At 72.6% G+C, this 11,645-nt stretch carries 11 protein-coding genes and 1 pseudogene; 9 read left to right on the top strand and 3 right to left on the bottom strand.

Features of this window, described 5'->3' with window-relative positions:
- The first annotated feature begins 120 nt into the window (after window positions 1-120).
- A complete protein-coding gene (locus SGA01_RS35675; protein ID WP_141302070.1) occupies window positions 121-585 on the top strand; it encodes a helix-turn-helix domain-containing protein in 465 nt (154 codons plus the stop codon).
- A 39-nt stretch (window positions 586-624) separates the two neighbouring features.
- Here SGA01_RS35675 and ilvA read toward each other — a convergent pair whose 3' ends face one another.
- Complete coding sequence (ilvA, locus tag SGA01_RS35670; RefSeq protein WP_141302068.1) at window positions 625-1,854, bottom strand: threonine ammonia-lyase; 1,230 nt, start codon at window positions 1,852-1,854, stop codon at window positions 625-627.
- Between the two features lie 149 nt (window positions 1,855-2,003).
- Between ilvA and SGA01_RS35665 the strand changes: the two genes are divergently transcribed.
- From SGA01_RS35665 to SGA01_RS35650, 4 genes are all read left to right on the top strand, one after another.
- The gene (locus SGA01_RS35665) at window positions 2,004-2,531 is read left to right on the top strand and encodes a MarR family winged helix-turn-helix transcriptional regulator (protein ID WP_055641621.1); all 528 of its coding nucleotides are present in this window, start codon (window positions 2,004-2,006) and stop codon (window positions 2,529-2,531) included.
- Window positions 2,532-2,563: 32 nt separating this feature from the next.
- Window positions 2,564-3,040 carry a sigma factor-like helix-turn-helix DNA-binding protein gene (locus SGA01_RS35660; protein WP_167534252.1) on the top strand — a complete coding sequence of 159 codons (477 nt, stop codon included), beginning with the start codon at window positions 2,564-2,566 and terminating at the stop codon, window positions 3,038-3,040.
- Window positions 3,037-3,288 (top strand): hypothetical protein, encoded by a 252-nt coding sequence (locus SGA01_RS35655; RefSeq protein WP_174867639.1) that lies wholly within the window; start codon window positions 3,037-3,039, stop codon window positions 3,286-3,288. Before SGA01_RS35660 ends, SGA01_RS35655 begins: the two co-directional genes overlap by 4 nt.
- Window positions 3,289-3,362: 74 nt before the next feature.
- A complete protein-coding gene (locus tag SGA01_RS35650; protein WP_055641623.1) occupies window positions 3,363-3,554 on the top strand; it encodes a DUF1059 domain-containing protein in 192 nt (63 codons plus the stop codon).
- Window positions 3,555-3,621: 67 nt separating this feature from the next.
- Here SGA01_RS35650 and SGA01_RS35645 read toward each other — a convergent pair whose 3' ends face one another.
- Window positions 3,622-4,776 (bottom strand): cystathionine gamma-synthase, encoded by a 1,155-nt coding sequence (locus SGA01_RS35645; protein WP_141302066.1) that lies wholly within the window; start codon window positions 4,774-4,776, stop codon window positions 3,622-3,624.
- A 72-nt stretch (window positions 4,777-4,848) separates the two neighbouring features.
- Between SGA01_RS35645 and SGA01_RS35640 the strand changes: the two genes are divergently transcribed.
- The 3 genes and pseudogenes from SGA01_RS35640 to erm (SGA01_RS35630) form a co-directional block, all read left to right on the top strand.
- Window positions 4,849-5,958 carry a hypothetical protein gene (locus SGA01_RS35640; protein WP_141302064.1) on the top strand — a complete coding sequence of 370 codons (1,110 nt, stop codon included), beginning with the start codon at window positions 4,849-4,851 and terminating at the stop codon, window positions 5,956-5,958.
- A 96-nt stretch (window positions 5,959-6,054) separates the two neighbouring features.
- The gene (gene msrA, locus SGA01_RS35635; protein WP_141302062.1) at window positions 6,055-6,723 is read left to right on the top strand and encodes a peptide-methionine (S)-S-oxide reductase MsrA; all 669 of its coding nucleotides are present in this window, start codon (window positions 6,055-6,057) and stop codon (window positions 6,721-6,723) included.
- Between the two features lie 299 nt (window positions 6,724-7,022).
- Window positions 7,023-7,781 (top strand): annotated as a pseudogene (erm, locus tag SGA01_RS35630) (23S ribosomal RNA methyltransferase Erm); the annotation flags it as partial.
- Between the two features lie 284 nt (window positions 7,782-8,065).
- Here the strand turns inward: erm (SGA01_RS35630) and erm (SGA01_RS35625) are convergent.
- A complete protein-coding gene (gene erm / locus SGA01_RS35625; protein ID WP_141302058.1) occupies window positions 8,066-9,076 on the bottom strand; it encodes a 23S ribosomal RNA methyltransferase Erm in 1,011 nt (336 codons plus the stop codon).
- 804 nt (window positions 9,077-9,880) lie between these two features.
- On the opposite strand from erm (SGA01_RS35625), the gene SGA01_RS35620 reads away from it, so the two are divergent.
- Window positions 9,881-11,645, top strand: a 1,765-nt coding sequence (locus SGA01_RS35620; RefSeq protein ID WP_141302056.1) for a type I polyketide synthase, incomplete at its 3' end; no start/stop codon positions are given.

Genomic DNA, 11,645 nt, shown 5'->3' with positions numbered 1-11,645 from the left:
TCCCGGGACGACCGCTTCCGGCCACTGGTCCGCTCCCCCGTTGGCGGTCCGTTGGTGGGCCGTTGGACCCGCGGGCGAGGCTGTGGCTCCTGGCGGGAACGACTGATCGGGGGATCGGGGATGGCTGCGAACGGTGGCCGGGGATGCGCGGGCTGCGAGGCCGCGCCCTGGGCGGAGCTGACGGCCGAGATGCGGCGGATCAAGTGCGCCGCGGAGCTCAGTTACGGCAAGCTCGCGCAGCGCACGCACTACAGCCGTTCCTCGTGGGAACGGTTCCTGAACCAGAAGCAGTTGCCGACCCGGATCGCGGTCGAGCAGTTCGCGGCGGCGTCCGGGCAGGACCCCCGGCCGCTCCTGGTCCGCCTGGAGCACTCGCTCGCGCACGAGGCGGCCGGGCGCGGGGCCGGTGGGGTCGCGGGGCCCGTCGGCGCTCTCGCGCCCGCCCCGCGCTCCGGGGCGCCGGCACGTCGCCGTCCCGGCCCGGCGGGTGCCGTCCGGCCTCTCGGTCTGGTCGTGGCGGGCGCCCTGCTCGGCGGCCTGGCCGCCGAGCTGACCCGGGCGGCCCGGCTCCATCGCCCGCGCTGACGGGGAGGCACCGCCGCACCGCGAGCCGCGCGCCGCGGGTCAGTCGAGGACCGTGTAGCCCGCGTCCCGCAGCGCCTCCGCCACCTCCCGGCAGTGCTCCGGGCCCTTCGTCTCCAGGTGGAGCTCGACCTCCGCCTCCGTCAGGCCCAGGCGCGGGTCCGTCCGCACGTGGCTCACGTCGAGGACGTTCGCGTCGACCACCGTGAGGACCGCGAGCAGGGTCGCGAGCGCCCCCGGCCGGTCCGTCACCCGCAGCCGCAGGCTCAGGTAGCGGCCCCCGGCGGCCATGCCGTGCCGCAGGATCCGCTGGAGCAGCAGCGGGTCGACGTTCCCGCCGGACAGGATCGCGACCACGGGCCCCTGGAAGGCCTTCGGGTCGGCGAGGAGGGCGGCCACGGGGCTGGCGCCGGCCGGTTCGACGACCAGTTTGGCCCGCTCCAGGCAGAGCAGCAGCGCCGAGGACAGGTCGTCCTCGGAGACGGTGCGGACCTCGTCCACGTACTCCTGGATCAGGGCGAACGGCACGTCGCCCGGGCGCCCGACCTTGATCCCGTCCGCCATCGTCACCGGCGACTCGATCACCACCGGATGCCCGGCGGCCAGCGACGGCGGGTACGCGGCCGCGCCCTCCGCCTGCACGCCGATCACCTTCACGTCCGGGCGCAGCGACTTCACCGCGAGCCCCACGCCGGCCGCGAGGCCGCCGCCGCCGATGCCCACGAGGATCGTCCGGACCTCCGGGCACTGCTCCAGGATCTCCAGGCCGACCGTGCCCTGCCCGACGATGATGTCGGGGTGGTCGAAGGGGTGGATGAAGACGGCCCCGGTCTCCCGCGCGTACCGCTCGGCCGCCGCGAGCGTCTCGTCCACGACATGGCCGTGCATCCGGACCTCGGCGCCGTACTCCCGGGTCGCCGCGACCTTCGGCAGCGGGGCGCCGACGGGCATGAAGACGGTCGCGTGCACCCCGAGGAGTTTCGAGGCGAGCGCGACGCCCTGCGCGTGGTTGCCCGCAGAGGCGGCGACGACCCCGGCGGCCCGCTCCTCGGGCCGCAGGCCCGCGATCCGCACGTACGCCCCGCGCAGCTTGAAGGAACCGGTCCGCTGGAGGTTCTCGCACTTGAGGTGGACGGGCGCCCCCACCAGCGACGACAGATGGCGGCTGCCCTCCATCGCGGTCACCCGCGCCACCCCGGACAGCATCTTCTGTGCCGCGCGCACGTCGTCCAGCATGAGGTGGTGCAAGGGGTCTCGCGTACGGAAGCTCATGACAGCAAGTCTCGCAGCTCACCGCCCTCGTGGCCGCCCGGCGGGCAGGTGCCGAATCCGGTTTGCGCAGCCCCGGTACGGACCCCCTCGGGTCCGCGTACTCTGTCCCCCACCGACCGACCACCCCCGCACGAGAGAGACCCACAGCCATGCCCACATCTCAGGACATGACGACTGAGCTCGACCCCGGTCTCCTCGACGCCCTCCAGCACCAGGTGGCCGTCTTCGCCCGCCGGGCCGAGCAGACCCGCCTCGGCGGCACGGGGCAGCTCCGCAACTCCATGGACCGGGCCGCCTACCTCCTCCTCAACCGGCTGGACCAGGAAGGGCCGATGGGCGTCAAGGCGCTCGCGGCGGGCATGGGGATCGACTCGTCCACGGTCACCCGGCAGGTCGCCCCGCTCGTCGACACGGGCCTGGTCAAGCGGACCTCGCACCCGGAGGACGGGCGCGCGGTCGTGCTCCAGCTGTCGCCGCGCGGCCTCGCCCGCCTGGAGGAGGTCCGTTCCTCGCGCCGCCAGCTGATGGTGGAGGTCACGGACGGCTGGACGCAGGCCGAGCGCGAGTCCTTCTGCACCCTGCTCACGCGCTTCAACACCGCCCTGTCCGCACGGCAGTCGGCCCACTCGGGCCACGGCTCGGGCGCCACGGGGACGGAGTCCGCGCCGACCTCTTGACCCCCGGCCTCCCACTGCCCTCCTATGAGGGGGTGCGAGAGCATCGAACCGGCCATCGTCCACGCAGCGAACAGGCCCACCGCACCCGGGAGTTCGAGGCGTTCGTGGCCGGGGCGGCGGGGCGGCTGCTGCATGCCGCGACGCTGCTCACCGCCGAGTCCCGCACCGCCAACCCGCATGCCAGGGCCCTGCTGAGCGCCTCTCTCGCCCATACGTACGCGGTGTGGGGGCGGCTGCGGGACGAGGACCCGTACGACCTCGCGCGCCGCGATCTCGCCGCCCGCTTCGCCCGCACCGCGTGGCGGCACCACGGCGGACAGGGCCCGCTGGCCGCGCTCGGCCCGCAGGAACGGCTCGTGGTCGTGCTCCGGCTGTACGAAGGCGTGGCCGAGGAGCAGGTCGCGGCGCTGCTCGGGCTCTCCGAGGCGCGCGTCCGCGCCGTCTGCGCGCGCTCGGTCGCCGCGCTCCGGGCGGCGGCGCGCACCCCGCGACGGGAGGCCGCGGCGTGAGCCGGCACGAGGACAAGGAGGCGGCGGTCCGGCGGATGCTGGACACCCCGCACCCGCCGGTGCCCGCCGACCTCGCCGTACAGGCCGTGGAACGCGGGTCACGGCGGGCCCGCCGGGACCGGCTGGCGCGCCGGGTGCTGTGGGGCCTGTTCGTCGTCGCCGCGTTCGCGTTCGTGGTGTGGGCGTCGGTGGAGCGGCCGTGGGAGGTCCCGCCGGCGGAGACGACACCACCGCTCGAAGGCTGGTGAGCCCGGGCGGCGGACTCGAAGGGTGGTCCGGAAGAGACGGTCTAGCCTGGAGGAGGGGCCGTCTGGAGGTCGACATGGCCAGGAAAGCGACAGACTGCCGGGACACCCCGAGCGTCTCCGGCTGCTCGCTCTACATCTCGGGCGAGGAGGAGGAGGTGCTGCGGGCAGCCGTCGAGCACATGGTCTCCGTCCACGAGCACACGGATACCCCCGAGTTGCGCGAAGAGGTCCGAGGCTCGCTGAAGGACTCGGTGCCCGGGACCTGAGCGCGGGTCCAGGACCTGAGCGCGGGAGGGCCCGGCCCCGGGGAGCGCGGGCCCTCCGTATCGGCTGCTAGCCCAGGGCCTGGCGGAGGTCCGCGAGCAGGTCCTCGACGTTCTCGATGCCCACGGAGAGCCGGACCAGGTCGGCCGGGACCTCCAGGGCGGAGCCCGCGACGCTGGCGTGCGTCATGCGGCCCGGGTGCTCGATGAGCGACTCGACGCCGCCCAGCGACTCACCGAGCGTGAACAGCTGCGCACGGTTGCAGACCTCGACCGCCGCGGCCTCGCCGCCCTCGACGCGGAAGGAGATCATGCCGCCGAAGGAGCGCATCTGCTTGGCCGCGACCTCGTGGCCCGGGTGCTCGGGCAGGCCCGGGTAGAGGACCTGGGTGACCTTCGGGTGCTGGGTCAGCATCTCGACGATCTTCGTCGCGTTCTCGCTGTGCCGGTCCATGCGCACCGCGAGCGTCTTGATGCCGCGCAGCACGATCCACGAGTCGAAGGGCCCGGCGACCGCCCCCATCGCGTTCTGGTGGTACGCGAGCTCCTCGCCGAGCGCCTCGTCGGCCGTCACGAGCGCGCCGCCGACGACGTCCGAGTGACCGCCCATGTACTTGGTGAGCGAGTGCACGACGACGTCCGCACCGAGCGCCAGCGGCTGCTGGAGGTAGGGCGAGGCGAAGGTGTTGTCGACGACGAGCTTCACGCCGGCCTGGCGGGCGACGCCCGCGACGGCCTCGATGTCGGTGATGCCGAGGAGCGGGTTCGACGGGGTCTCGACCCAGATCAGCTTCGTACGGTCGTTGACGGCGTCCCGCACGGAGTCGATGTCCGAGGTGTTCGCCACGGAGAAGTCGACGCCCCAGCGCTCCACGACCTTGGCGAAGAGCCGGAAGGTGCCGCCGTAGGCGTCGTTCGGGATGACCACGTGGTCGCCGGGGGCGAGGAGGGTGCGCAGCAGGCAGTCCTCGGCGGCGAGCCCGGAGGCGAAGGCGAGACCGCGTCGGCCGCCCTCCAGGGCCGCCAGGTTCTCCTCCAGGGCGGTACGGGTCGGGTTCGCGCTGCGGCTGTACTCGTATCCGCCGCGCAGCCCGCCCACGCCGTCCTGCTTGTAGGTGGACACCTGGTAGATGGGCGGGACGACCGCGCCGGTCAGCGGGTCGGCGGTGTTGCCCGCGTGGATCGCGCGGGTCTCGAAGTTCTGGTGAGAGTGCTGGTCGCTCATGGGTCAGGAGCGTAGTGCCGAGCGACCGCCGCCGCTTCGTTCGTCTCACCGGGTGTCCTGGACAATGGACGCATGGAGATTCTCTGGTTCCTGATCGCGCTGGTGCTGCTGGTCAGCATCCTCGGCCCCTACCTGCGCCGTCGCAGGGGTGGTGTCGGGATCCGACAGGTCGCGCCGGGCGCGCCGGACGCGGCGGATCCGGAGGCGTACGGCTTCGTACGACAGGAGGAGCAGGACGTGCGGCTGCCCGGCGCCGACGACGACCTGCTGCACGTCCTCGACGTCGTCCAGGCCACCCAGGAGTGGCGGGCGGCCTCGCGGCTGCTCGCCGAGACCGACAAGGACGGCGAGGTCCGCTGGCAGCGCGTCCAGGCCTTCGCCGGCGCGGCCTCCCTGGAGCTCCAGGAGAAGCCCGGCGTGGGTGGGTCCTGGCTGCGGGCCTGGCGGGCGGACGCGCCGAAGGACCCGGGCGCGGCGGCCGTGCACGCCGAGTTCCTGGTCCAGCAGGCGTGGCGCTCCTCGTCGGCGGGGACCGACGACTTCCGGATCATCCTGGAGGAGGCGCTGAAGGTCACCGAGGAGGCGGCGCTGCTCGCGCCCGGCGACCCCGTCCCCTACATCACGCAGCTGGCCGTGGCACGCGGCCTCGGCTACAGCCACGAGCAGTTCGACCAGGTGTGGGCGAAGGTCATCGACCGGGCTCCGCAGCACATGGGGGCGCATCTGGCGGCCCTGCACTACTGGTGCGAGAAGTGGCACGGTTCGCGCGAGGAGGCCGACCACTTCGCGACGACGGCCGCGGCGCGCGCCCCGCGGGGCTCGCTCCTTGCGGCGCTGCCGCTGTTCGCGGTGTACGAGCACGTGCCGGACGTGGTGCTCGTGCAGGACTTCTTCCGTACGGCCGTGGTGAGCAAGGCGACGGAGGGCGCTCTGTACGCCGTCCACTCGGCGCGGCCCGACGACCCGATGCTCGCGCACGTCCGCCATCTGCTGGTCTGGTTCCTGGTGCGCGGTGAGCGCTGGGCGGAGGCCATGCACCAGCTGGTGCACATCGACGGGCACGTGGGCGCGGTGCCGTGGACGCTGAGCGGTGACCCGGCGGCCGAGTACACGGTCTTCCGGAACCTGGCGGTGGCGGGGTACGAGGCGAACGGCGGCAGCCCGGTGACGCTGCCGCGCTGAGGCGCGCCGGCCGGGTTCGCGTCGGGAGGGCCGGGGGGAATCCCTCCCGGCCCTCCTTTGTTGTGAGGACTGCCGACCGTCGAGGAGAGATGCAGCATGTTCCTGTCCCGCACCCCCGTCCTCCCCACCCCCGAGCAGGCCCTGCGCGGTCGCCCGGAGCCGGAGTTCTCCGTCCCGGAGCGCCACACGGTCCTCGGCAACGCGCTCCTCGGCCCCTACCCGGAGGGCCTGGAGGTCGCCGACTTCGCCCTGGGCTGTTTCTGGGGCGCCGAGCGCAAGTTCTGGCAGACCGAGGGCGTCTGGACGACCCTCGTCGGCTACCAGGGCGGCCACACGCCGAACCCGGCGTACGAGGAGGTGTGCTCCGGTCTGACCGGCCACACCGAGGTCGTCCGGGTCGTCTTCGACCCGTCGAAGGTCTCGTACGAGTCCCTCCTGAAGCTCTTCTGGGAGTCCCACGACCCGACGCAGGGCTTCCGCCAGGGCAACGACGTGGGCACCCAGTACCGCTCCGCGGTCTACACCCACACGCCCGAGCAAGCCACGAAGGCCGAGGCCTCCCGCGCGGCCTACCAGAAGGTCCTGGCGGGCTCCGGCTACGGCGAGATCACCACGACCGTCCTGCCGGCGGACGAGGAGCGCCCGTTCTATCCGGCGGAGGCGTACCACCAGCAGTATCTGGACAAGAACCCGGCGGGCTACTGCGGCATCGGCGGCACCGGTGTCTCCTGCCCGATCGGCGTCGCCGGGGCGCCGGGGGCGTGACCTCGGCCGATGCCCCCGCCGGCACGGGCGGGGGCATCGGGCTCCGGAGAACCCCAACAGCGTCGGTTTCCGGCGGTGTTACGCTGACGCCATGCAGTTCTGCCACTCTCAGGCCCGTTACATGAGGCTGCGCCGCTCCTAGCGGCGGGCCCCTCTTCACGCGTCTCGATCTTCGCGCGTCCGCGCCTTCCCGCGCCGGCACTCGCGCTCTCGCGTTCGTTCAGGCCCTCCGCTTCCGGGTCCCGCCGGTGCGGCTCTTCGTGCTGCTCCGGCTCCGAACGGTTTCGCGGAGCAGACTCATGCCATTTTCCCCGCAGGGCGGCCGACACGAGCTCGGTCAGAACTTCCTCGTCGACCGGTCAGTGATCGACGAGATCGACGGCCTGGTGGCCAGGACCAAGGGTCCGATACTGGAGATCGGTCCGGGTGACGGCGCCCTGACCCTGCCGCTGAGCAGGCACGGCAGGCCGATCACCGCCGTCGAGCTCGACGGCCGGCGCGCGCAGCGCCTCGGTGTCCGCACCCCTGGTCATGTGACCGTGGTGCACCACGACTTCCTGCAGTACCCGCTGCCGCGCAACCCGCACGTGGTCGTCGGCAACGTCCCCTTCCATCTGACGACGGCGATCATGCGGCGGCTGCTCGACGCCCAGCACTGGCACACCGCCGTCCTCCTCGTCCAGTGGGAGGTCGCCCGGCGCCGGGCCGGCGTCGGCGGGTCGACCCTGCTGACGGCCAGCTGGGCGCCCTGGTACGAGTTCGACCTGCACTCCCGGGTCCCCGCGCGGGCCTTCCGTCCGATGCCGGGCGTGGACGGAGGAGTACTGGCCATCCGGCGGCGGTCCGCGCCGCTCGTGGGCCAGGTGAAGACCTACCAGGACTTCGTGCGCCAGGTGTTCACCGGCAAGGGGAACGGGCTGAAGGAGATCCTGCGGCGGACCGGGCGGATCTCGCAGCGGGACCTGGCGACCTGGCTGCGGAGGAACGAGATCTCGCCGCACGCGCTGCCCAAGGACCTCAAGCCCGGGCAGTGGGCGTCGCTGTGGGAGCTGACCGGCGGTACGGCCGACGGCTCCTTCGACAGTACGGCGGGCGGTGGCGCGGCCGGATCGTACGGGGCTGCGCGGGTCGGGGCCGGTCACCCGGGCGGCCGGGTGTCCGCGAGCCGGCGGGGCGTGCCGCAGGCGCGGCGCGGCCGGGGGCATGCCGTGCGGAGCTCCACGGGGACCGAGCCGAGGTGGGGCAGGGGGCGGCCGGAGAGCGCGTGAGCCGTCCCCGGACTACCTGTCCGCCTCCCGCTCCAGACCAGCGGGAGGCGGACAGGGGCATGCCCGCCGGGCGGCTAGCGGCCCGTGCGGCGTCCGTACGACGAGCCTCGCGCGCCCTGGCGCCCCTTGGTCTGCCGGACCTGTGCGCGGGGTGCGCAGGGGTCGCCGCCGCGCGTGGGGCCGTATCTGCGGCCCCCGGGCACGGCGGCCCTGTTCGGCTCCGAGTCGTAGTCCCTGCCGCCGGCGCCACCGCCCTGGCCCGGGATGCGGGTGCCGGTCGCCCCCGGCGCGTAACCCGGCTGGGAGGCCTGGAAAAGGGCGATCCATTGGGTGAGCGTGAGGTCCTTCGGCAGTCCGCCGTCCGGAATTCCGTGGCGGTCGGCGAGGGAACGGTAGGTCCGCTTGGGGATGTGGCGCCGGAGGATCTCCGCGAGGCCCCGTCCGGGGCCGGTGAAGACGGCTTCGGCGAAGTTCTGGAAGGCGCGGCTCGCGCTCTCGGGCAGCAGCGGCTGGGGGCGTCGCCTGATCGTCAGGACGCCGCCGTCGACCCGGGGCATCGGACGGAACGACGAGGCGCGGACGCGGTCGTGGACCGCGAACTCGTACCAGGGGGCCCAGGAGGTCGTGAGCAGCGATCCGCCGCTGCGACCGGCGCGTTTGCGGGCGACCTCCCACTGCACTATCAGGGCCGCCGACTGCCAGTTCGTCGATTCCAGGAGACTCCGGAGGATCTGGGTCGTGATGCCGAAGGGAACGTTTCCGACCACGGTGTCGATATCGCGCGGGATACGGAAGTCGAGGAAATCACCCTGGAATACGGTGACCCTCTCCCCTTCGAATTTCCGCCGCACATGCGCGGCCCAGTGCGGGTCCATCTCCACGACCGTCACGGTATCGAAGGAGCGCACCAACTCCTCGGTTATCGCACCCTTTCCGGGGCCGATTTCGAGAACGTTCCGACCGTCCCCCTCGACATGCGTGACGAGATTACGCACGGCTCTGTCGTCCTGGAGGAAGTTCTGGCCTAATTCGCGGCGGAGGGTGTCGCGGTCCGCTCGCCTCGGTATGGAGTCGCGCATTGGCATGAACGATCCCCTCCCTGGGATGCCGTGGTCAATGGACTTGGCACGGACCATACCTCACGGTCCGTCGGACGACCGGGGAAGAAGTTCGCGCACGGGCGTTCCGGAGTACGGGAGTTGTGAACGTCCGCGACGGAGTCGGTCGCGGCTTGGCGGGCGGTAACGAGCGAGGTCCGGAGGAACGCGACGAAGCAGCCGAACCCCAAGTGAGGTGCGACGGAGTGACATTGGGGGCATACGGAGGGTTGTCGTGCGGAGAGCACTCAACGAGGCTCCAGGAGGGAGGGGTTGAAACCGCCACCGACCGGCCTTCGCCGTCCGCACGGCCGGAGTATGTCATGTCGGGGGTGAAATCAAGCCATTCCCCCGGGATCGGCTGTTACCCATCTCTTTACCTGGCTTGGATTTCACGACCCTTGGTACAGAGCGGGAGACGACGCGACACCATGGGGACCACGCACACCGCGATCGCCACCCCCGGCCATCCCGACAAGGGGGGTCCGGCTCGCCTCCCGACACCCGTGGCCTGGGGTACACACCAGGTATAGGGGGAACCTAGGGGGAGCATAGGGGGGGTGCCCTGGGGTTGGGTGAAAGCGCGGCTTCCGGAGACGGAGCCGGATGTCTTCAGCCGGAATTACCAGGACCGGTGCGAGAACACCGGTGACAGGGCGTGGGGCGGCAGCGTGGGACACGGGGGAAGTGCGGGTCCGACGGGGGTTGCCCCCTGCCGGCCCTGATCATGCGGAGCACTCCTTCTCTCGTGCTTCCACCGGTGATGTGCGCGCCGAATTGATTCGTGGAGAGATGTCGACAGTGTCCAAGAGTGAGTCCGAGGAATTCGTGTCCGTGTCGAACGACGCCGGTTCCGCGCACGGCACAGCGGAACCCGTCGCCGTCGTCGGCATCTCCTGCCGGGTGCCCGGCGCCCGGAACCCGAGAGAGTTCTGGGAACTCCTGGCGGCGGGCGGCCAGGCCGTCACCGACGTCCCCGCGGACCGCTGGAACGCCGGCGACTTCTACGACCCGGACCGCTCCGCCCCCGGCCGCTCGAACAGCCGGTGGGGCGGGTTCATCGAGGACGTCGACCGGTTCGACGCCGCCTTCTTCGGCATCTCGCCCCGCGAGGCCGCGGAGATGGACCCGCAGCAGCGGCTCGCCCTGGAGCTGGGCTGGGAGGCCCTGGAGCGCGCCGGGATCGACCCGTCCTCGCTCACCGGCACCCGCACCGGCGTCTTCGCCGGCGCCATCTGGGACGACTACGCCACCCTGAAGCACCGCCAGGGCGGCGCCGCGATCACCCCGCACACCGTCACCGGCCTCCACCGCGGCATCATCGCGAACCGGCTCTCGTACACGCTCGGGCTCCGCGGCCCCAGCATGGTCGTCGACTCCGGCCAGTCATCGTCGCTCGTCGCCGTCCACCTCGCGTGCGAGAGCCTGCGGCGCGGCGAGTCCGAGCTCGCCCTCGCCGGCGGCGTCTCGCTGAACCTGGTGCCGGACAGCATCATCGGGGCGAGCAAGTTCGGCGGCCTCTCCCCCGACGGCCGCGCCTACACCTTCGACGCGCGCGCCAACGGCTACGTACGCGGCGAGGGCGGCGGTTTCGTCGTCCTGAAGCGCCTCTCCCGGGCCGTCGCCGACGGCGACCCGGTGCTCGCCGTGATCCGGGGCAGCGCCGTCAACAACGGCGGCGCCGCCAAGGGCATGACGACCCCCGACGCGCAGGCGCAGGAGGCCGTGCTCCGCGAGGCCCACGAGCGGGCCGGGACTGCGCCGGCCGACGTGCGGTACGTCGAGCTGCACGGCACGGGCACCCCCGTGGGCGACCCGATCGAGGCCGCTGCGCTCGGCGCCGCCCTCGGCACCGGCCGCCCGGCCGGACAGCCGCTCCTGGTCGGCTCGGTCAAGACGAACATCGGCCACCTGGAGGGCGCGGCCGGCATCGCCGGCCTCATCAAGGCCGTCCTGGCGGTCCGCGGGCGCGCGCTGCCCGCCAGCCTGAACTACGAGACCCCGAACCCGGCGATCCCGTTCGAGGAACTGAACCTCCGGGTGAACACGGAGTACCTGCCGTGGGAGCCGGAGCACGACGGGCAGCGGATGGTCGTCGGCGTGTCCTCGTTCGGCATGGGCGGCACGAACGCGCATGTGGTGCTCGAAGAGGCCCCGGTGGTTGTCGAGGGTGCTTCGGTCGGGGAGCCGTCGGTCGGCGGGTCGTCGGTCGGCGGGTCGGCGGCCGGCGGGTCGGCGGTCGGCGGGTCGTGGGTCGGCGGCGGTGTGACGCCTTGGGTGGTGTCGGCGAAGTCCGCTGTCGCGCTCGACGCGCAGATCGAGCGGCTTGCCGCGTTCGCCTCGCGGGGTCGTACGGATGGTGTCGACGCGGGTGCTGTCGACGCGGGTGCTGTCGACGCGGGTGCTGTCGACGCGGGTGCTGTCGCTCGCGTACTGGCCGACGGGCGTGCTCAGTTCGAGCACCGGGCCGTCGTCGTCGGCAGCGGGCCGGACGACCTGGCGGCCGCGCTGGCCGCGCCCGAGGGTCTGGTCCGGGGCGTGGCCTCCGGTGTGGGCC

The sequence above is a fragment of the Streptomyces gardneri genome (assembly GCF_006539185.1).
GTDB classification, from domain to species: Bacteria; Actinomycetota; Actinomycetes; order Streptomycetales; family Streptomycetaceae; genus Streptomyces; species Streptomyces gardneri.
This window is presented reverse-complemented; position numbering and strand designations above follow the sequence as displayed.

Excerpts from the sequence above, each read along its gene's own strand:
- msrA (WP_141302062.1), top strand. The coding sequence starts at position 6,055 with ATGTTCCTGTCCCGCACCCCCGTCCTCCCCACCCCCGAGCAGGCCCTG.
- ilvA (WP_141302068.1), bottom strand. The coding sequence starts at position 1,854 with ATGAGCTTCCGTACGCGAGACCCCTTGCACCACCTCATGCTGGACGAC.
- SGA01_RS35645 (WP_141302066.1), bottom strand. The coding sequence starts at position 4,776 with ATGAGCGACCAGCACTCTCACCAGAACTTCGAGACCCGCGCGATCCAC.
- SGA01_RS35665 (WP_055641621.1), top strand. The coding sequence starts at position 2,004 with ATGCCCACATCTCAGGACATGACGACTGAGCTCGACCCCGGTCTCCTC.
- SGA01_RS35640 (WP_141302064.1), top strand. The coding sequence starts at position 4,849 with ATGGAGATTCTCTGGTTCCTGATCGCGCTGGTGCTGCTGGTCAGCATC.
- SGA01_RS35675 (WP_141302070.1), top strand. The coding sequence starts at position 121 with ATGGCTGCGAACGGTGGCCGGGGATGCGCGGGCTGCGAGGCCGCGCCC.
- SGA01_RS35650 (WP_055641623.1), top strand. The coding sequence starts at position 3,363 with ATGGCCAGGAAAGCGACAGACTGCCGGGACACCCCGAGCGTCTCCGGC.
- erm (WP_141302058.1), bottom strand. The coding sequence starts at position 9,076 with ATGCCAATGCGCGACTCCATACCGAGGCGAGCGGACCGCGACACCCTC.